This window comes from Nostoc sp. DedQUE12b (assembly GCF_034530835.1).
Classification (GTDB): domain Bacteria; phylum Cyanobacteriota; class Cyanobacteriia; order Cyanobacteriales; family Nostocaceae; genus Nostoc.
In genome coordinates, this window is the sequence record NZ_JAVRCI010000027.1 from 1 (window position 1) to 21,709 (window position 21,709).

15 protein-coding genes are annotated in these 21,709 nt (G+C 43.4%); 10 read left to right on the forward strand and 5 right to left on the reverse strand.

What is annotated here, in order from left to right:
- Positions 1-221 (reverse strand): hypothetical protein (locus tag RMY16_RS15360; RefSeq protein ID WP_322737118.1); only part of this gene is annotated, 221 nt, incomplete at its 3' end.
- Positions 203-2,584, reverse strand: a complete 2,382-nt coding sequence (locus RMY16_RS15365; RefSeq protein WP_322737119.1) for a phosphoketolase family protein — start codon at positions 2,582-2,584, stop codon at positions 203-205. The genes RMY16_RS15365 and RMY16_RS15360, both read right to left, overlap by 19 nt.
- A gap of 145 nt (positions 2,585-2,729) precedes the next feature.
- Between RMY16_RS15365 and RMY16_RS15370 the strand changes: the two genes are divergently transcribed.
- Positions 2,730-3,230, forward strand: a complete 501-nt coding sequence (locus RMY16_RS15370; RefSeq protein ID WP_322737121.1) for a GNAT family N-acetyltransferase — start codon at positions 2,730-2,732, stop codon at positions 3,228-3,230.
- Positions 3,231-3,245: 15 nt separating this feature from the next.
- Here the strand turns inward: RMY16_RS15370 and rimM are convergent, their stop codons facing one another.
- Both rimM and RMY16_RS15380 read right to left on the reverse strand, forming a co-directional pair.
- Positions 3,246-3,833, reverse strand: a complete 588-nt coding sequence (gene rimM / locus RMY16_RS15375) for a ribosome maturation factor RimM (RefSeq protein ID WP_322737122.1) — start codon at positions 3,831-3,833, stop codon at positions 3,246-3,248.
- Positions 3,834-3,940: 107 nt separating this feature from the next.
- Positions 3,941-5,224 carry a valine--pyruvate transaminase gene (locus RMY16_RS15380; RefSeq protein ID WP_322737124.1) on the reverse strand — a complete coding sequence of 428 codons (1,284 nt, stop codon included), beginning with the start codon at positions 5,222-5,224 and terminating at the stop codon, positions 3,941-3,943.
- A 353-nt stretch (positions 5,225-5,577) separates the two neighbouring features.
- Here RMY16_RS15380 and RMY16_RS15385 point away from each other — a divergent pair, with 353 nt between their 5' ends.
- From RMY16_RS15385 to RMY16_RS15405, 5 genes are all read left to right on the forward strand, one after another.
- Positions 5,578-6,687: an S-(hydroxymethyl)glutathione dehydrogenase/class III alcohol dehydrogenase gene (locus RMY16_RS15385; protein WP_322737126.1), complete on the forward strand. Its 1,110-nt coding sequence runs from the start codon at positions 5,578-5,580 to the stop codon at positions 6,685-6,687.
- A 228-nt stretch (positions 6,688-6,915) separates the two neighbouring features.
- Positions 6,916-8,334 (forward strand): DUF3370 domain-containing protein, encoded by a 1,419-nt coding sequence (locus RMY16_RS15390; RefSeq protein WP_322737129.1) that lies wholly within the window; start codon positions 6,916-6,918, stop codon positions 8,332-8,334.
- 63 nt (positions 8,335-8,397) lie between these two features.
- On the forward strand, positions 8,398-8,769 hold the full coding sequence (locus tag RMY16_RS15395) for a VOC family protein (protein ID WP_322737130.1): 372 nt from the start codon (positions 8,398-8,400) through the stop codon (positions 8,767-8,769).
- Positions 8,770-8,861: 92 nt separating this feature from the next.
- Positions 8,862-9,743 (forward strand): ribosome biogenesis GTPase YlqF, encoded by an 882-nt coding sequence (ylqF, locus tag RMY16_RS15400; RefSeq protein ID WP_322737132.1) that lies wholly within the window; start codon positions 8,862-8,864, stop codon positions 9,741-9,743.
- Between the two features lie 265 nt (positions 9,744-10,008).
- Positions 10,009-15,978 carry an AAA family ATPase gene (locus tag RMY16_RS15405; RefSeq protein ID WP_322737136.1) on the forward strand — a complete coding sequence of 1,990 codons (5,970 nt, stop codon included), beginning with the start codon at positions 10,009-10,011 and terminating at the stop codon, positions 15,976-15,978.
- 75 nt (positions 15,979-16,053) lie between these two features.
- On the opposite strand, the gene ctpA is transcribed toward RMY16_RS15405, so the two are convergent.
- Complete coding sequence (gene ctpA, locus RMY16_RS15410) at positions 16,054-17,298, reverse strand: carboxyl-terminal processing protease CtpA (protein ID WP_322737138.1); 1,245 nt, start codon at positions 17,296-17,298, stop codon at positions 16,054-16,056.
- Positions 17,299-17,704: 406 nt separating this feature from the next.
- On the opposite strand from ctpA, the gene petB reads away from it, so the two are divergent.
- The 4 genes from petB to RMY16_RS15430 all read left to right on the forward strand — a co-directional run bounded on the left by petB (position 17,705) and on the right by RMY16_RS15430 (position 21,701).
- Complete coding sequence (petB, locus tag RMY16_RS15415) at positions 17,705-18,352, forward strand: cytochrome b6 (protein ID WP_322737140.1); 648 nt, start codon at positions 17,705-17,707, stop codon at positions 18,350-18,352.
- A 254-nt stretch (positions 18,353-18,606) separates the two neighbouring features.
- A complete protein-coding gene (gene petD, locus RMY16_RS15420; RefSeq protein WP_181930359.1) occupies positions 18,607-19,089 on the forward strand; it encodes a cytochrome b6-f complex subunit IV in 483 nt (160 codons plus the stop codon).
- Between the two features lie 659 nt (positions 19,090-19,748).
- Positions 19,749-20,192, forward strand: coding sequence for an anti-sigma regulatory factor (locus RMY16_RS15425; RefSeq protein ID WP_322661806.1), 444 nt, complete (start codon positions 19,749-19,751; stop codon positions 20,190-20,192).
- A gap of 519 nt (positions 20,193-20,711) precedes the next feature.
- Positions 20,712-21,701 carry a GDP-mannose 4,6-dehydratase gene (locus RMY16_RS15430; RefSeq protein WP_322737141.1) on the forward strand — a complete coding sequence of 330 codons (990 nt, stop codon included), beginning with the start codon at positions 20,712-20,714 and terminating at the stop codon, positions 21,699-21,701.
- Positions 21,702-21,709 lie beyond the last annotated feature (8 nt).

The following is a 21,709-nucleotide window of genomic DNA, read 5'->3' on the forward strand; positions in this document are numbered from 1 at the left end:
GGTTTTTTCTTTCCCTTTTCCCTTTCCCCTTTTCCCCAAAACCCGAGAAGTATTGAGGCGGGTGTCTCACTTTTGCAAATATACTTAGTACTGTAGTTGTTTGAAAAGTAGTTAGCTGTGATTTTAGGCACTTGTTGATCCCCCCTAACCCCCCTTAAAAAAGGGGGAACCGGAATTAAAGCCTCTGTATCCTCATTCCCTTTTAATAGGGCCACTTCCAATCACGAATTTCCGGCATATCGTCGCCGTACTTCTCAATGTAATGTTTGTGTTCGATCAGCTTATCTTGCAACTGCTGTTTGACATAAGCTGCCCTATACCCTAGTTTTGGTACGCGATCAATTACGTCCATCACTAGATGGAAGCGATCTAGCTCGTTAAGTACAACCATATCAAAGGGAGTGGTGGTGGTTCCTTCTTCTTTGTAGCCACGCACATGCAACTGATCGTGATTAGTGTGGCGATAGGTTAAGCGATGAATCAACCAAGGATAGCCATGAAAGGCAAAGATAATGTGTTTATCGGTGGTGAAAATCGTGTCAAAGTCTTTTTCGCTCAAACCGTGCGGATGTTCGCTTTTTGGCTGTAGTGTCATCAAATCAACTACGTTCACTACCCGCACCTTTAACTCAGGGAAATGCTGACGCAGAATGTCCACAGCCGCTAAAGTTTCTAAGGTGGGAATATCCCCAGCACAAGCCATCACTACATCTGGTTCACCGTCTTGGTCGTTACTTGCCCATTCCCAAATACCGATGCCTTTGGTGCAGTGCTTGATAGCAGCATCCATATTTAGGTATTGCAATGCTGGTTGCTTTCCGGCAACGATGACGTTGACATAGTTGCGGCTTCTTAAACAATGGTCAGTTACCGATAGCAGAGTGTTGGCATCGGGGGGCAAATACACGCGAACGATTTCTGCTTTTTTGTTGATTACATGGTCAATAAAACCGGGGTCTTGGTGAGAGAAACCGTTGTGGTCTTGTCGCCAAACGTGAGAGGTAAGTAGATAATTGAGGGAAGCAATTGGTTTGCGCCAGGGAATATCTCTAGTCGTTTTCAACCATTTGGCGTGCTGGTTGAACATTGAGTCAATGATGTGGATAAATGCCTCGTAGCAGGAGAAGAACCCGTGGCGTCCTGTGAGGAGGTAGCCTTCTAACCATCCCTGACAATTAGTTTCGCTGAGAATTTCCATTACCCGACCATCGGGGGAAAGGTGGTCATCTTCCGGGAGGATCTGGGCTGCCCAATTCCGGTCTGTGACTTCCAACACACCGCCTAAACGATTTGATACCGTCTCGTCGGGACCAACGATGCGGAAGTTGCGGCTTTCTTGGTTAAGTTGCATAATATCCCGCAGGAATTTTCCGGCAACTTGGGTAGCTTCTGCGATCTCTTGCCCTGGCTTGAGAACATCTACAGCATACTTTTGAAAGTCCGGCATCTTCAGGTCGCATAGCAAAAGACCGCCGTTAGCGTGGGGATTGTCACCCATGCGTCGATGACCTTTGGGAGCTAGTTCTGCTAGTTCGGGAATTAGTGTGCCGTTAGCGTCGAAGAGTTCTTCTGGTTTGTAACTCTTCATCCAATCTTCTAGGAGTTTCAGATGTTCTGGCTGTTTGGCGATGTTGCCGAAGGGAACTTGGTGCGATCGCCAAAAACCTTCTGTTTTTTTGCCATCAACTTCCTTTGGCCCTGTCCAACCTTTGGGGGTTTTCAAAACAATCATTGGCCACTGCGGACGTTCAGTGAAACCATGTACGCGGGCTTCTCTTTGGATACTTTGAATTTGGGCGATCGCTATATCTAGAGTCGCCGCCATCTGCTGGTGTACATCTGCGGGATCGTCACCTTCAACAAAGTATGGCTTGTAGCCGTAGCCGACAAATAAGCTTTCTAATTCCTCATGGCTGATCCTTGCCAATACTGTTGGATTAGCAATTTTATATCCATTCAGGTGCAGAATTGGAAGTACAGCCCCATCATGTACAGGGTTAAGAAACTTGTTGGAATGCCAGCTAGTCGCTAAAGCACCTGTTTCGGCTTCGCCGTCACCGACAACAGCAGCAACAATTAAGTCAGGGTTATCAAAGGCAGCACCGAAAGCGTGGACGAGGGCATAACCTAGTTCCCCACCTTCGTGGATCGAACCAGGGGTTTCCGGTGCAACGTGACTGGGAATACCACCAGGGAAAGAGAACTGTTTGAAGAGTTTCTGGATTCCTTCAGCATCCTGGGAGATGTTGTGATAATACTTGGTGTAAGTGCCTTCTAGGTAGGTGTTGGCTACTAGTCCAGGACCACCATGACCAGGGCCAGCAATGTAGATTGTGTTGAGGTCATATTTTTTGATGACCCGATTCAGGTGAGCATAGATAAAGTTCAGCCCTGGTGTTGTTCCCCAGTGGCCTAAAAGCCTGGGTTTAACGTGTTCCAGCTTTAGCGGTTCTCTCAGTAGCGGATTGTCGAGTAAATATATCTGCCCAACGGAAAGATAGTTAGCTGCACGCCAATAGGCGTTGATCTTCCGTAATTCTTCATCTGTTAAAGGCTTTGTTTGTGGAGGACTGGCTAATGTCATTTCGACGCTCCATTACACAAGGATTTTGGCGGTTTGATTCAGTATGTAATTTTACTTATTTTCACAATAATAGCCATCTAACTCATGATGAATTTTTCCAGTCTTTGTGAATAAAATACTCCTTAGTGTTAAAAGGCAATCGAACGTGGATTTATCGGTTCGGCAAGTTGAACTTAACGATGCTGAAGCTATTATCAGCATTTTGAACCCAATCATTGAAGCTGGAGTATACACAGCGTTTGATACCCCATTCACTGTAGAAGCTGAACGCGAATATATTTTAAACTTTCCAGTGCGTGGAGTATTCCACGTAGCTATCTGTGGTCATGAACAAAAGATTGTGGGATTTCAAAGTATGGAACCATTTGCTACTTACACCCATGCTTTCGATCATGTGGGAGTGCTAGGAACTTATGTAGCTTTGTCACATCGACGACAAAAAGTTGCTACAAGTTTATTTAATGCTACGTTTGAGGTTGCCCGTCAGCGAGGATATGAGAAACTATTCACTTTTATCCGTGCAGATAATATGGCGGCGCTAGCTACTTACCTTGACCAAGGTTTTTACATCATTGGTACAGCCAAAAGACAAGCCAAAATTAACAGGACATATATAGACGAAATCATCATTGAAAGATTTTTGTAAGTATGTCTAAACTTTCTAATTATTAATTTCCAATAATCCAGATGGCGGCGTAATTTCAATACGACCAGATTGTAAGTCTACCACTGGAGCGATCGCTTCCACAAATGGAATCAAAACAGTCTTTTGTTTTTTGTCATTTGTCATTTGTCCTTTGTCAGTGGCAAAAGATGGGTGTAATTTCACTTCTAACAAATCATTGCCAGCCGGGATGATGTCTACCACTGTACCAACGAGTTCACCAGATGCTTGCATGAAGACTTCCAAGCCAATTAAATCGAGGACATGATATTCATCTTGGCCTAATTGGGGGCGATCGCTTGCTGGCACCATTAACTTACAACCACGCAACGCCTCCGCCTGATCGCAATTTTCCACACCAGCTAATTTGATGACATACAAGTTTTTGTTACTGATATAACGTCCTGTTAATAATTCGATTGGTTGCGGTTCTGTGTCACCTGAACACAACAACCAACGTTTTCCTGGTACCTCAAATCTTTCGGGAAAGTCTGATACAGGATAAACCCGTAATTCTCCAGATAATCCTTGTGGGGCAACTATCTTACCAATTTCTAGCCAATTATCTGATTTGTCATTTGTCATTTGTCATTGGGCATTGGGAATTGGGCATTACTTAATTTCTCGCTTGTCTCCCTTGTCTCACTCATCTCCCCACTCAGCACTCAGCACTCAGCACTCAACACTCAACACTAGGCAGTCACCGCCGCACCTTTATAAGCTTCTTCAGCTACTTTTGCTAAACGTTGCATAGCAGTGGCTATCTCTTCATCTGTACCTGTGAGGCTGATGCGGAAACATTGGTGTTTGTGCGCCCATTCTTCTTCTAAACCGGGGAAGAAGGTACTTCCAGGGACAATAATCACACCTACTTGCTTAACTAGCTGGTAAAATTCCCAGTCACTCATGGGTAAATCCTGTAGCCACAACCACGCAAAAATTGCTCCTTCACCGCGATGGAGATACCAAGGTAAATCCTTGGGCATCGCCTCTTCTAAGCTGGTTTCTAAAACGGTAAACTTATTTTGGTAAAAAGGACGGATGACAGTGTGAGAAATTTCTACTAAAGCGCCAGAATTGATTGCATAAGCTGCGATCGCTTGTCCGTAACGTGAAGAATGGAGACTCATGTTTGCCTGAAAACACTCCAGCACTTCAATCCACTTTTCATCCCCTATGGCAATACCAATTCTTTCTCCTGGTAATCCAGCTTTCGATAAACTCATGCAGTGGAGAATGTTATCACCAAACACTGGTGTCATTTCGGTAAAGTTTAATGCTGGGAAGGGAGGCGCATAAGCCGAGTCAATTAACACGGGTAGATTGTAAGGCGCAGCTAGGGCAGCAATTTTTTTCACCTCATCATCGGTGAGGACGTTACCAGTAGGATTACAGGGGCGAGAGAAGAGGACACAACCAGTATTTTCTGTAATTGTAAGTTTACTAAAGTCGGGGCGATATTTAAATCGGTGGGCAGCTGCATCAATATCGAGAGTTGGTTTGTAAGCAGTTAAGGCTTTTGGAACTAAGCAGATACCGCCATAACCTGTGTAGTCAGGGCTGAGGGGTAAAACGATTTGTTTTAACTCGCCGCTAGGGGTGTAGCCACCGAAGGTATTGGCAGCGTAGAAGTAGAGGGTTTGACTACCGGGGGTGATCAGGATATTGCGATCGCTCAAATTTAACCCGTAGCGGTTGTTAAAATCATTAGCGATCGCTTCAACAAATGGTGCATAGCCCTGACTTGAACCGTAGCGACAAACTACCTCACCATATTCTGGGCTAGCCAAAAGTTGTGCAGTACAATCCCGCCATAATTGCTCTACCTCTGGCAAAATCAACGGATTACCAGCACTCAAATTAATAAACTGCTGCCCTGCACCCGCTCGTAATGTTTCGATAATATCCTTCATGATTGCTCTGACGCCAGTCAGGTTGGACATTTGAGCGCCAATTTGAGTTAGGGCAGGGTTCATAAGCTGTAACAAAATATATTAATTGAGGGGTGGACAAATTATTTGGGGTTTGCTGCTGACATCCAGTTTACATCGTTGCCAAAACAGCTGTTGCCGCCTTTAACCAATCTAGCTAGAGAATGATATTTTGACAAAGGTAATAAAATTTATCGTTATAGCCGCGATTGTGCTTAGTAAATACAATGAAGTAATACAAAAGTTTATCATGCGTTCAATGCCTGTGAGGAAACTGGGGAGTAAAAAAGAGAATAGAGTACAGGGTACAAATTATTCCCTATCACCTGTCACCTCTCTCCTAATCCCAATGCCTAATGACAAATGACAAATGACAAAACTATACAGGAGCGCTGACATTGCAAGTTAAAGCAGCAGTAGCTTACAGCGCAGGTAAGCCGTTGACGATTGAAACCGTTCGACTATCGGGACCACAAGTCGGCGAAGTGTTAGTTGAAGTGAAAGCAAGCGGGGTTTGTCATACCGACGCTTTTACCTTATCTGGTGACGATCCAGAAGGTTTGTTTCCGGCTATTTTGGGACATGAAGGTGCTGGTGTGGTGGTGGAAGTAGGCGCTGGTGTCACCAGTCTCAAGCCAGGAGATCATGTGATTCCCCTCTACACTCCCGAATGTCGCCAGTGCGAATATTGTCTGAGTTTCAAAACTAATCTCTGTCAAGCCATTCGCCTAACTCAAGGACGCGGTGTGATGCCCGATGGCACCAGTCGCTTTAGTATCGATGGGCAAATGATTCATCATTACATGGGTACATCCACTTTTGCTAACTATACGGTGCTGCCAGAAATCGCCTTGGCAAAAATTCGGGAAGACGCCCCCTTTGATAAAGTTTGTTACATTGGCTGCGGTGTTACTACTGGTATTGGTGCAGTTATCAATACTGCCAAGGTGGAACCTGGAGCAAATGTTGTAGTTTTTGGTTTGGGTGGTATTGGCTTAAATGTCATCCAAGGAGCGCGGATGGTAGGGGCGAATATGATTGTCGGGGTGGATATTAATCCCAACAAACGCGCCTTGGCAGAAAAGTTTGGTATGACGCACTTTGTCAATCCTCAAGAAGTAGAAGGTGATTTAGTTCCCTATTTGGTTGATTTAACAAAAGGCGGTGCTGATTACAGCTTTGAATGTATTGGGAATGTTAAATTGATGCGTCAAGCATTAGAATGCTGCCACAAAGGTTGGGGAGTGAGCGTGATTATTGGTGTTGCTGGTGCTGGACAGGAGATCAGCACTCGTCCTTTTCAACTAGTAACTGGGCGAGTTTGGAAAGGTTCGGCCTTCGGTGGCGCTAGAGGGCGTACAGATGTGCCAAAAATTGTTGATTGGTATATGGAAGGTAAGATAAATATTGATGATTTAATTACCCATGTAATGCCCATTGAGCAAATTAATGATGCTTTTGAATTGATGCATAAAGGTGAATCAATTCGCAGTGTGGTGACTTTCTAATTCGGAGTTTGTAATTTGTACTTTTAGCTTCTTGCGATCGCAAACCTGCCCGACTTCTCAAACATCCTCACTGGAACTACACTTAAAATCTAATAGCGATGCCTGCGCTGATCACTGAGCGCAGCCGAAGTGCAGGCTATGCCTACGCATTCTCAGAAATCCCCTTCAAGGAACTTGTAGTAATAACTTCTGATCTTTGATACCACAGCTTTCTTGACGCTCAAATTTATGCTGGCTAAATTCCCATCACCTGTATTTACACTTCTATTAGGACTTGGCATAACTCAAACCTTTGGATGCACAACTCAAAAATATAATTCTGCGATCGCTCAAACATCACCAAAGCCAGCGCCCCAAGTAATTGTGCAACCAGGAGAAGTTCGAGCCTTACCAGGCAAGTTGGATAAAATACCCGTTTTTAACAGCAATAGCCCAGAATGGATTAAAACTGAAGGTATTTTACTTTCTACCTTTCCTCCAAACGGTAAAAAAGTTTCAGCAGCGCATCTCAATTTTCCTTTTCAGGGACGCTTTGACTTATTCGCCCACCACTACAGCCACACTCCCAAGGATTTACAAACGCTATACCTGGGTGTGATTGTGCAGAACCCTGGTAAAAAACCTGTAACAGTAGACGTGTTACAAGCCGCGAGTTATTTGATGCAGGATGCGCCCTTTGTCACCTTACCCCCCTACATAGAAAATAACGATGGTAAGGCTTACTCAGGCCCAGGCGATCGCGCTGTTGGTGATGTATTCCAAGGTGTTCGACAAGCAGATTTTCCCGCAAAGCTGATAATTCCGCCAGGACAAAGCCGGATGTTGTTAAATCATCCGATTCCTGTACGAAATCTAGAAAAACCGGTGAATGGTCGCTCTAGCTTTATGCGCTTGCGTAGTAGCGATCGAGTTTATGCGGCAAGTTTAGCAATGTTTGCCAAGAAAAATTCTGATAATACAGAACGCCAACCCACTCTTGCAGAATGGCAAGCTTTACTAAATACCGGCAACTTTGCTGGGCCGCGAGATAAAACCCCGACTCCTCTAAATGCTACCAGTGGCGCACTCATCTATGGGCGTGTAGCTGGTGTGTCTAGTGGTTCCCAATGGCAAGCAAAGTTGGTAGATAATCCCCAAACCAAATATCTGACTATTCCCCAACCTGGCAAAGCTATTTCTTATGGTTTAGACACATTGCTTAGTGGTCGATTGGGCACTCAACAAATCCAAACAGCTAAAATGCTGGTACGTTATCCAGATACGGCTTATGAAGCACATGGCAATTATGGAGTGGAATATAAACTCACCTTACCTTTAAGCAACAATACCAACCAAAACCAGACCGTGACTGTTACTTTAGAAACACCTTTGAAGGAAGATAAATTATCCCAAGGTGGTCTACGTTTTCGCAAACCATCCTTAGATTTTCCTTTTTTTCGTGGTACAGTGCGGCTACGCTACTTTGATGACCAAGGTCAACAAAAGACGCGCTACATACATCTATGGCACAGAACTGGTCAGGTGTTAGAACCAATGGTACAGCTTGTACTTCCACCTTCAACTCAGCGAATAGTACAGGTAGATGTGATTTATCCACCAGATTCGACACCGCCGCAAGTACTGAGTGTAAAAACTTTAGAAAAGTGAGAGTCTTTCTTGATTGGCGATCGCACTTCTTCTACAAAAAAAATCAAATAACTTAAAGCTTATATGGTTTTTCAGTACACTAACGCATTTGTCACCATAGCATCGGTTAATTTTGAGAAGTTAGTGAATTTCTATACCAAATTGCTGGAGCAAAAGCCAGTTCCTTTGATTCCGAGTGTCTATGCTGAGTTTAATTTAGTTAGTATGCGATTAGGTATTTTTAAACCAAAAAACACAAACGAATCAGAATTTGAATCGAACGCCAAAAGTAAGATCAGTTTGTGTTTAGAGGTGAGTAACTTAGAAGATGCGATCGCTTACCTAACTACTTTGGGCTATCCTCCACTAGGAAATATTTCCATTGCTGACCACGGCAGAGAAATATATGCTTATGATCCTGATGGCAATCGTCTGATTTTACATCAACCTGCTTGAGGGAGTCATTAGTCATTTGTCATTGGTCATTTGCAAAGGACAAAGGACAAATAACAAAGGACAAATAACAAATAACAAAGGACAAAGGATAAATGGCTATAACTCAAAACTATAGATTAAACCTGATTCAATGGTATCCAGGTCACATTGCGAAAGCTGAAAAGAAGCTCAAAGAACAGTTGAAGCGCGTAGATGTGGTGTTTGAGGTACGAGATGCTCGGATTCCCTTAGCAACTCACCATCCCCAAATAGGTGAGTGGGTAGAAGGTAAAAAACGAGTGTTGATACTTAACCGAGTAGATATGATTACGCCACAAATGCGATCGCTCTGGATCGATTGGTTTAAACGTCAAGGAGAAGTCCCTTATTTTACCAACGCTCAACATGGTAAAGGTATAGCAGAAGTAGCGCGGGCAGCGCAAGCCGCTGGGATAGAACTCAATCAAAGAAGAAGCGATCGCGGGATGTTACCCCGTCCAGTGCGGGCTGTGGTGATTGGTTTTCCCAATGTCGGTAAATCAGCTTTAATTAACCGCCTGTTAGGAAAGCGAGTCGTGGAAAGTGCAGCTCGTCCTGGGGTAACTCGCCAACTACGCTGGGTGCGAATTTCTGAACATTTAGAATTGCTTGATGCTCCTGGTGTCATCCCTTTAAGATTAGAAGACCAAGACGCAGCCTTGAAATTAGCTATTTGTGATGATATCGGTGAAGCATCTTACGATAACCAACTAGTAGCAGCAGCCTTAGTGGATTTACTCAACTATTTAGAAGCTGTCACAGGAGATTTATTACCAAAAAAACCATTACAGTCTCGCTACCAACTCGATTCAACATCAGACACTGGAGATACCTATTTACAGGCCTTAGCAGAGCATCGTTACAAAGGTGATGTAGAGCGAGCAGCAAGGCAACTTTTAACAGATTTTCGCAAGGGGTTGTTGGGTGAAATGAGTTTAGAATTACCACCCAATTAAATCTAAATTCAAATAGTAAAAATTAGGAAACCTATTTGATTTTTAACAAGACTTACGCAACGATCAAAAACTCCTTGACAGAGTTCTGATGCTACTTTGGTAAATCATCAAAAAGCGATGGACATATCTTCTACATGAAGGTGCTTTGCATTCCTATTCTTTGCCTCCAGTGCCCCATACCGAATGTAACTTTTCTAATGGTTGTTACCCAATTTATGGTAGTGGGAATTATAACACTAGTATAAAGAAATTCTCGTAAAAACTTATGAGCGCAAAAGTTGATGGAACTTTAAGGATTGCTGGCTACCAAATTATCGAGCAACTTTATTCAGGTTCTCGCACTCAAGTGTATCGGGCAGTTAGAGAATGCGTAGGCGCAGCCCGCCGCAGGCATCGCCTACCAGTTGTCATCAAGCTCTTAAAACGAGAATACCCAACTTTTAGCGAATTAGTACAGTTTCGCAACCAATATGCGATCGCTAAAAACCTAAATATTCCCAGCATTATCAAACCCTACAGCCTGGAATCCCATCATAATGGCTATGCTCTAGTCATGGAAGACTTTGGTGGTGTTTCCCTGCGGCAATTTACTCAAGGAAAAACACTGACATTAGAGCAATTCCTACCCATTGCTCTGCAACTACTAGACACTTTACATCAGTTACATCAACAGCGCGTCATTCACAAAGACATCAAGCCAGTCAACATCTTGATTCACCCTGACACGAAACAAATCAAGCTGATTGACTTTAGTATTGCCTCGCTCTTACCACGAGAAACCCAAGAAATCCAAAGCCTCAATGGACTAGAGGGAACGCTAGCCTATCTGTCGCCAGAACAAACCGGACGGATGAACAGAGGCATTGACTACCGCAGTGACTTCTATTCTTTAGGTGTGACTTTCTTTGAACTACTAAGTGGAAAATTGCCCTTTGAGTCCCATGAACCGATGGAGTTGGTGCATTGCCACATTGCGAAACTTCCGCCCTCTCTCTGCGATTTCAACCCCGAATTGCCCTTGATGCTGGGCGAAATTGTCCGCAAACTGATGGCGAAAAACGCCGAAGACCGCTATCAAAGTGCGCTAGGACTTAAACATGACCTTGTTACCTGCTTAGAACAGTGGCGAGAAACAGGCAAACACACCTGGTTTGATTTAGGACAGCGCGATATCAGCGATCGCTTTCTCATACCCGAAAAACTCTACGGGCGGGAATCGGAGGTAAAGACCTTATTAGAAGCATTTGGTTATGTGGCCAATGGTGGCTCTCAACTGATGCTAGTGGCAGGTTTTTCTGGTATTGGCAAAACCGCAGTCGTCAATGAAGTGCATAAACCGATTGTGCGCTGGAACGGCTACTTCATCAAAGGAAAATACGACCAGTTCAACCGCAACATTCCTCTGTCTGCTTTTGTACAAGCCTTTCGCGATCTGATGGGACAGTTGCTAAGGGAAAGCGATACTCAACTGGAGCAATGGCAAAGTAAGATTTTAGCGGCAGTTGGAGAGAACGGACAACTTCTGATCGAAGTGATTCCTGAACTGGAGCAGTTGATCGGCAAACAGCCTGCGATCGCTGAACTATCGGGCGGTGCCGCACAACACCGTTTCAATCTGCTGTTCCAAAAGTTCATTCAGGTGTTCGCGACCAGAGAGCATCCGTTGGTAATATTTCTGGATGACTTGCAGTGGGCAGATTCGGCATCGCTGAATTTGCTGAAGCTGTTGATGGCTCAGAGCGATTGCAGCCATCTATTTATTATTGGCGCATACCGTAACAACGAGGTGTTTGCAGCTCATCCACTGATGTTGACGCTAGATGAAATTGAAAAAACTTCTTCTGGCATCAAAACCTTGAGCCTAGCTCCCTTGAGTCAAGCAGATGTCAACCATTTAATCGCCGACTCTCTCAGTTGTACGACGGCACAGGCATTACCGTTAACAGAGTTAGTCGATCAAAAAGCCAAAGGCAATCCCTTTTTCACAACTCAGTTTTTGAAAGCGCTACATGAGGATGGGCTGATTACCTTTAATTGGGAAGCAGGTTTTTGGCAGTGTGATATAGCACAAGTGCGATTGCTTGCTCTGACTGATGATGTGGTGGAATTTATGGCACAACAACTTCAAAAATTGCCACCAAACACTCAAAATGTTTTAAAACTGGCAGCCTGTATCGGCAACCAGTTCGATTTGGCGACGTTAGCGATCGTTTATGAAAAGTCGCAGGCAGAAACCGCTTCAGACTTGTGGAAAGCATTGCAAGAAGGATTTATCATTCCTACCAATGAAATTTACAAGTTTTATCAGGATTCCTCATTAGTGATTGGTCATTTGCAAATGACAAATGACAAAGGACAAATGACGGTTTACAAATTCTTGCACGATCGCGTTCAGCAAGCTGCTTATTTCCTGATTCCAGGCGAACAAAAACAGATCGCTCACCTAAAAATTGGGCAACTATTACTGACTCATACCCCTGTTGCCAAACAAGACGAAAAATTATTTGAAATCGTTAACCAACTTAATATCGGCAAATCCCTAATTGTCGATTTATCTAAGCAAATAGAACTCGCCCAACTCAATCTGAAAGCTGGACAAAAAGCCAGAGCCGCAACTGCCTATACAGCCGCATTTGAGTATTCCACTACGGGCATCGCCTTGTTAACTGAAGATATGTGGCAAACGCAGTATGAGTTAACCTTAGCCCTCTATGAAGCCGCCACTGAAGCCGCTTACCTGAGCGGCAACTTTGAGCGGATGACACAATTGGCGGCAATCATTACAGAACACTCTAGAAACTTGTTGGATACGATTAAGGTCTATGAAGTTCAAATTCAAGCAGCTCAAGCCCAACATCAATTTATAGAAGCAGTAGAGATTGCTCTCAAGAGTGTGGAGCGTTTAGGAAACAGCCTTCCAAAGCAACCCAGTCAATCAGATATTGCCAAAGCATTTGAGACGACTAAATCCATCTTGGCTGGAAGGCAACCGCTAGATTTAATCAATTTGCCCCAAATGACAGATCCTAACAAATTAGCAGTTGTACGGATTCTTGCCACTGTCACTTCTGCTGCTTTTGTTGTCACTCCAGCGCTCTTACCGTTTATTGTTCTCGAACAGGTCAATTTATCCGTTCAATATGGCAATAGTTCATTTTCGGCAATTGGCTATGGCTACTATGGAATGATACTTTGTGGGATGACAGGAGAGATTGACTTTGGGTATGAGTTTGCACAACTAGCACACTTGTTGCTGGAACATTTCAATGCCAAAGAACTGAAATCCAGAGTCTATGTCGGAATTTACTGTTGCGTGTGGCATTGGAAAGAGCCGCTCAAGAACTCCTTACCGTTTCTTCGGGAAGGCTACGAAGTTGGATTGGAAACGGGAGATTTAGAATCGGCTGCTATTTGCGGATTCATTTACATCTCATACTGTTGGTTTCTGGGCAAAGAATTAAGCGATCTCAGCCGAGAGAGTGCTGCCTTCCGAAATCAGCTTGGGCAGCTCAACCAAGAAGGTCTTACCAGCCATCTGACCGTTTTTCAGCAACCAATTTTGAATATGCTTGGCGATTCTGCTGAACCTTGGCAACTGACTGGAAATGCCTTTAATCGCGAGGAAATTGTGCCAGCCCTCCAGCGATCGGGCGATCAGACTGCGCTGTATTATTTCTATGCCAACCAACTTGGTCTGTGTTATATGTTTGGCAAGTTTGAGTTGGCGGTGTCAGCTGCGATCGCTGCTGAAAACTATATAGGTGGTGCTACAGGCTTATTTATAATTCCGCTCTGCTACACCTATGATTCTCTAGCCCATCTGGCAATCTATTCTCAGGTTTGTGAGGCACAACAGCAACACATTCTGCAACGGGTGGCTAAAAATCAGGAAAAAATGAAAAAGTGGGCTGACCATGCTCCAGAAAATTACCTGCACAAATTTTATTTAGTTGAAGCCGACCTATACCGAGTGTTAGGGCAGAAATCAGAGGCAATAGATTTGTACGATCGCGCCATAACTCTAGCTAAAGAACACGGTTATACCCAAGAAGAAGCACTTGCTAATGAACTGGCCGCTAAATTCTACCTCAATTGGCGCAAAGAGCGGATTGCTCAGTCATATATGACCCAAGCCTATTATGGCTATGCTCGTTGGGGCGCTAAAGCCAAAGTCGCCGACTTGGAACGACGCTATCCCCAACTCCTCGCCCCGATCTTAGAGCAAACCCGTTCTCCCCTCTCAACTAACGAAACTATTTTCACATTGGCGAGTGTCACCTCCACCAGTTCCGCCACTTGCAATAGTAGCAGCGTCTCTGTTGCTTTAGATTTAGCTACCATTCTCAAAGCTTCCCAAACCCTTTCTGGGGAAATCGAACTCGAAAAACTGCTTTCAGCTTTGCTGCATATTGTCATTGAAAATACAGGAGCCGATAAGTGTGTATTCATGCTTTTGCAGTCAGATCGGTTGCTAGTTCAGGCTTTAGCACAGCTCTCCCTGAGCGGTGTCCAGAACCAACAGGCTGCCAACGTCGTCGATTTTTACTCGATGTTGCTCAACCCAGAGCCTGTTGAAGACTCTGTTGATGTGCCAGTTGGCTTAATTAATAATGTCAAACGCAACTTACAACCAGCAGTAATTACTGATGCCATGATGCATCCGCAACTACTCAATGACCCGTATATTCAGCAACAGCAACCCAAGAGTATCTTGTGCAGCCCAGTTTTGCATCAGGGTAAATTGCTGGGCGTATTGTACTTGGAAAATAATTTGGCAACCGGAGCCTTTACAAGCGATCGCGTCGAACTGCTGAACTTACTTTGTGCCCAAGCCGCAATTTCTCTGGAAAATGCTCGGCTGTATGCCAGAGAGCAGGAAAAATCTCAGTTATTACAAGCATCACTAGAAGAATTGAAACAGGCTGAAGTATCTTTAGCCAAAGAACGAGAGTTCTTGAATGCCATTATTCACAATATTACCGATGGGATTGTTGTTTGTGATACTAGTGGCAAATTGACTCTATTTAACAAAGCAACTCGTGAATTTCATGGTCTACCAGTAGAATCATTACCAGCAGAACAATGGGCAGAACATTTCGATCTCTATCAACCTGATGGTCAAACACTCCTATCAAAAACGGAAATTCCTTTATTTCGCGCCTTGCAGGGAGAAATCGTCGAAAATGCCGAAATGGTAATTGCACCGAAGCATGGTTCTATGAGAATTTTGTTAGCCAGCGGACAAGCAATCTTCGATTCTTCGGGTAATAAACTCGGTGCAGTCGTTGTGATGCGAGATATTAGCGAAAGGGCGCGGCTTGAAGCCGAACGCAAAGTTGCTGAACTTGCCTTGCAGCAAAAATCACTTGACTTAGAACAAGCGCTCACCGGACTGCAAAACGCCCAATTACAAATGGTGCAAAGTGAGAAAATGTCTGCACTAGGGAACTTAGTTGCTGGTGTTGCTCACGAAATGAATAATCCTCTCGGTTTTATTGCTGCCAGTCTCAAACAAGCTAAACCTACTGTTACTGATATTGTTGAACACTTAAAGCTTTATCAAGAAAGTTTACCCCACACAAATGATGAAATTAAAAACCATGCTGAAGAAATTGACTTGGATTATAGCTTAGAAGAATTGCCCAAGATGATTGATGCCATGTCGATGGCGTGTGATCGCCTGAAAAATATCAGCACCAGTTTGCGGACTTTCTCGCGTGCCGATAAAGACTATAAAGTACCGTTTAATATTCACCAAGGCATCGATAGCACGATTCTAATTTTAAAACATCGTCTCAAAGCTAACGAGCAACGTCCAGCAATTGAAGTGATAACTCAATACAGCACTTTGCCTCAAATTGAGTGTTTTCCTGGACAATTAAATCAAGTATTTATGAATATCTTAGCAAATGCCATTGATGCCTTAGAGGAATCGAATATTGGCAGAAGTTTTGCCGAAATTAAAGCAAATCCGAACTGCATTAAAATTACCACTACAGTAGCAAATAATTTAGTTCAAATTACAATCGCTGATAATGGTAAAGGTATGGAGGAAGAGGTAAAACAAAAAATATTTGACCATTTATTTACAACGAAAGCTGTTGGTAAAGGCACAGGATTAGGACTTGCGATCGCTCGTCAAATCATTGTAGAAAAACATAGTGGAGCGATCGCCGTGAATTCCCAACTTGGTGAAGGAACTGAATTTGTGATTCAGCTACCATTATCGGCATAACTTAAGTCTTATTTGTTCCTTATGGGATCAGATGGAGTCTGAATCTCCACCTGATTTGTCTCCTTGTACCCTTCTTCAAGCTTTCCCCGCTACCACTGAGTTTTTCTTCAAAAGTTCCACAGCGGCTTGATATTGCAGATCCGCTTCAGTACCAATTTCTTCGCGGTTAATGGCTGGTTGGGAAATAACTTTATCCGGCTTAATACCTAATTTGTTAATATCCCGGTGTTCAGGAGTTTCATACTTAGCAATTGTCACTGCCAAGCCCGAACCATCTGATAATTCAAACAAGGATTGAATTAAACCCTTGCCAAAGGTAGTTTCGCCTACCAACTGGGCGCGGCCGTTATCTTGGAGTGCGCCAGCGAGAATTTCGCTAGCACTGGCAGTTCCTTGATTCACCAAAATCACCAGAGGATCGTTCGTCAGGGCCGGACCAAAGGCTTCAAAACTACCTTGAATACCTTGTCGGTTAACAGTGTAAACAATAGTGCCAGAATCTAACCAGAGACGGGCAATTTCAATTCCTGATTGCAATAATCCCCCAGGATTATTTCGTAAATCTAGAATGTAGGCAGCAGCGCCTTTTTTTTCTAGACTAGAAATAGCGTGTGCCAATTCCGTTGAAGCATTGGCATTAAATTGTGTAAGACGTAGGTAGCCAATGGGTGTGCCTTCAGCAGAAACACGCAAATCTGAAACCACAGGGTTAAGAGCAATGCGATCGCGTGTCAGTCTAATTTCCGTTTCTGCCTCTCCGTCCCGTTCGATTACGAGAGTCACAAGGCTGCCACTCGGCCCGCGCATTCTGGTAGCAGCTTCATCAAGGGTGAGATTTTCTGTGGAAACACCTTCAATTTTGAGAATGCGATCGCGTGGTCGAATCCCCGCTTTATCTGCCGGGGAACCGGCGATAGGAGCCACTACTTCCAACTTCCCATTCTCAGAATTCAAGGCAATTTGCAATCCTACCCCAGTCAGTTCCCCAGAAGTATTTACCTGCAAGCTGCGGTACTGTTCTGGATCTAAAAAGCGGGTAAAAGGATCGTCGAGGCTCTTGAGCATCTTCCCAATTGCCTCATAACTGGCATTTGAGTCTGGCAGTGGTTTTTCCAGAACCTTTTGCCGCACAGCCGCCCAGTTTTGATGATTAAATGTCTCATCTAGATAAGTACGATTAACAATTCGCCAAACTTCCGAAACCAGCTTTTGTTCTCCAGTCAAAGCCAGCGATGACTGAGTTAGCGTACCCAAGGCCAAGCAAACCGCCATTAACAATGAAAATCCAACCCGAAAGACTTGTTTATTCATGAACCCCATTATCAATTCCACCTCAACCCAAATTGCCTAGATAATGCCTACTTCCTCTGTTGTTTGATGAAATCTATCTCTCGATTATGTTACTTTTTTTATAGAAGTGGTGCATTTTTCTCATCAAGTTGTTCAGTCAACTGATGCATCGTATCCACTCACCAAAGGATAAAATCTACTTTGTGTCCACCATTTTGTGTGTAGGGGCGTAAAGAGATCGCAATATATTCCATCTTTACAGAGTGTAAAGTTTCTGAAGTCTCTTAGCACACTGAAAGCTGAAAAGCAAAAAAAAACTCCCCTTTACTAAAATCCCAAAATTGCTAATTGGGAGAGAAGTCTGAGCGAAGGCTTCTGCCGATTCAGAACTTCGGGATTTATCAACCGCAACCGACTTTTAGGAACTTGAGATTGTATGGCCAACGTTTACGACTGGTTTGAGGAACGCCTGGAGATTCAGGCACTTGCCGAAGACGTTACTAGCAAATACGTCCCTCCCCACGTCAATATCTTTTACTGCCTGGGTGGAATTACCTTGGTTTGCTTTCTCATCCAGTTTGCTACTGGATTTGCCATGACGTTCTACTACAGGCCAACAGTTACTGAAGCTTTTTCCTCAGTCCAGTACATCATGACTGAAGTAAACTTCGGTTGGCTAATTCGCTCCATTCATCGCTGGTCTGCCAGCATGATGGTGTTGATGATGATTTTGCACGTCTTCCGGGTTTATCTCACTGGTGGTTTCAAAAAGCCCCGCGAATTGACTTGGGTAAGTGGTGTAATCCTAGCTGTGATCACCGTTTCCTTCGGAGTTACCGGCTATTCTCTACCTTGGGATCAAGTTGGCTACTGGGCTGTGAAAATCGTTAGCGGCGTACCAGAAGCAATTCCTGTGATTGGAGTTCTGATTTCCGACCTGCTGCGCGGCGGTTCCAGTGTTGGTCAAGCAACACTAACTCGTTACTACAGCGCACACACATTTGTACTGCCTTGGTTGATTGCAGTATTCATGCTGTTTCACTTCTTGATGATCCGCAAGCAAGGTATTTCCGGGCCTTTGTAATCTCAGCTATTAGCGAAAGGCAACATTTGTTAGTTTTCAGATCGAGTTGTTTGTTTTAAACTTATGAAACACAAGAAATTAATTGCACATAAGTTCCAAAAAACAAATACTTGTATCTGAAGCCTCAAGCTATACACAACTTCAGGCGGATGACTGTAGATATAGAAACGCTGTTTTCCGCCTTTTGGTTGCCTAGTAGCTGATAGCTTTCACAAATGCTTTAATTTAACTTAAGCAGGAGAGCACATTTAAAAATGTCAACACAAAAAAAACCTGACCTGAGCGATCCTCAGTTAAGAGCCAAACTCGCTAAAGGCATGGGTCACAACTACTATGGTGAACCCGCTTGGCCTAATGACTTACTTTACGTCTTTCCAATTGTGATCATGGGTTCCTTCGCTGCGATTGTGGCTTTAGCCGTGCTAGATCCCGCAATGACCGGTGAACCAGCAAATCCTTTCGCTACACCATTGGAAATTTTGCCAGAGTGGTACTTGTATCCAGTCTTCCAAATTTTGCGATCGCTTCCTAACAAACTTTTAGGAGTGTTAGCAATGGGTTCCGTACCAGTAGGGCTAATCCTCGTTCCCTTTATTGAGAACGTGAATAAGTTCCAAAACCCCTTCCGCCGTCCAGTTGCAACCACAGTATTCCTTGTTGGTACTCTTGTCACCGTGTGGCTAGGTATTGGTGCTGCTTTGCCATTGGATAAATCTTTGACCTTGGGACTATTCTAAATTAGTCACCACAAAGTGCTTTGACGCCTGTGACTTTCAAGAGCAGATGCAGATAGATGTGCTTTTGAAAACAATCAACAGGCGTCAATTTTAACAGGAAAGAATTCAGGAGTCAGAAGCCAGAATGGGCTAAACCTTAGCTATCCGCTAACAGAATTTAATTCTGAATGATGAAAAAGCGGGTAACGCCACCCAAAGCAAATCCGCGCATCCTACGCAAAAGCAACTTACGCACAGCGTCTCGTAGATAGCGTCTTAATAAACGGGTTTAATTCCTACACTAAATATGCTTTTTTAGTGGTCAACAAGATAGTTTTGGGTCTTTAGCAAGATCCCGCAGGGTATCCTCACTGATTGCATTCTGAATTCTCTATTCTGAATTCTTCTTCAATAGTTCAGATTGCATCTGGGATTTGAAGTTTTGGATGGAAAAGCTATTCCAAAATCTCAAATCATCAAAAGTCAACAAATACAAACATTTCTTACTTACTTAACGTAAGTTGCTAGTTACAACCCTCAGAATGCCAAAATCATTCATGTTTTGTATTTTGGTACATAGAATATGTCAATTTAGATTTTTTTATGTCAGAGAAATTTTGCGAACAGCGCAGAATTTAATAACTAGCAACTTGGGTTTACTTATATTCAACTCACAGTTAATGCTTAGTATAGTGCAGCAAGACCATCTGACGGTTAAGAGCGAACTCAGGCTCTTAAACCAGGTGCAAGAATGGTTTGAGCAATTTTGTCTGCAACACTTGTCTCAACTTGGCTGGTCAAAAACCCAACTCGATCGCCTCAATTTAGCATTAGCAGAAGGCTTTACCAACGCTGTTCGTCACGCTCATCATGCGTTACCCCCAGAAACAATCATTGAAATTAACGTTTATCTGTGGATTGACCGACTAGAGATTAGAATTTGGGATTACGGAAAACCTTTCAATCCTGATGCGATCGCAGAGCCAGCCCCAGGTACTCTGCAAGTAGGTGGGTATGGATGGTTTCTCCTCCGGCGGTTGGCTGACAAGGTTGTATACGAACGTGGTGCGGATGGTAGAAATTGCCTGCTCATTGTCAAATACTCTGTAGAAGCACAAAAGTAACAGTGAAATAGTCAAGGCTAAAGGAAGGAGAGAATAATTCTGATGTCAGTTTTGGCTTGTGAGGGGAGTGGACTGTAGGGAAGGAGTATCCACAAAAAACGAGGGCTTTTCTTCTCTACAATACTCTCTTGTACTTAGGAGTCAAACAAATAAAACTTCTTATATAGCCGTTACCAAGCTAATCAAGACTTTGCCAAAAGTTGAGCTACACACTTTTAAACAGAAGCAGTTTTTGCTGAAATACATAGTTATTTGATTGATAAAAGTATACTATTTTTTCAGTATTCTTTAAATTGGAGAAATATATTTTTTATGTGAAATTGCCTACTCATTATGATTTTTTTGTAAAATCTTAAGTAGGTTTTTGTATAAAAATAATTAATGAATATAGTAAAAATAGCATTCGAGCTACACTAGCTCCCTTGTTAAGATTTGTCAGCAGTGTTGAGAGTCTTGATGTTTGTTCTCCAACAAGTGCCATTTTGTGCTTAAAGAGATAGACAGAATAAGGGACAAAATATGACTAAGACAGCCCTAATCACAGGAATTACTGGTCAAGATGGCTACTATCTCAGCCATTTGCTCCTTAACCGTGGTTATCGAGTTGTCGGCTTAGTACCCCCACATCGACAACCTAATTTGACAAAACTGGGAATACTGGCAAATCAGGTAGAAATTTTTACAGTTGACTTGAGGGATAGTGCGGCACTGTTGACCGCTGTTGAACAATTGCGTCCCCAAGAAATTTATAATTTGGCGGCTCCCAGTTTTGTACCCGACTCTTGGAACGACCCATTGGGAACTCTGGATTTAATAACTGGTACAGCGACTAGGCTCTTGGAAGCAGTACGAAAAGTTGGTTTGTCTACCAGATTTTATCAAGCCAGCAGTTCAGAAATGTTTGGCGATGTATTCCTCTCGCCTCAAGATGAGGAAACCGCTTTTCGTCCCAAAAATCCTTATGCTGCGGCTAAAATGCACGCCCACTGGACAATGGTGCATCATAGACAGCGTTATGGACTATTTGCCTGTAGCGGAATTTTATATAATCACGAGTCTCCTTTACGCCCACCTCAGTTTGTCACACGCAAAGTTTCTTTGGCGGCTGCATCAATTAAATTGGGTTTAACTGACACCCTAGAAATGGGTAATCTTGATGCAAAACGTGATTGGGGCTTTGCAGGTGATTATGTAGAAGCAATGTGGCTAATGTTGCAAATTGATGAACCAGAAGAATATGTGATTGGTACTGGTAAACTGCATAGTGTTAAAGATTTAGTTGCCACAGCTTTTGAGTCAGTCGGATTGGATTGGAAGCAGTATGTAGTCTTAAATACTAGCTTGTTGCGGCAAGATGAGCATTTTCAACTAGTAGCTAACCCCAGTAAAACTAAAAGAAACCTCGGCTGGGAACCCCAAGTAAGCTTTGAGGAACTTTTAGAAAACATGGTAAAAACAGATTTAGAGCGGTTACAAAGCGGTGCGATTGCGCCCTTATCGCAAGTGTAAATAATCTA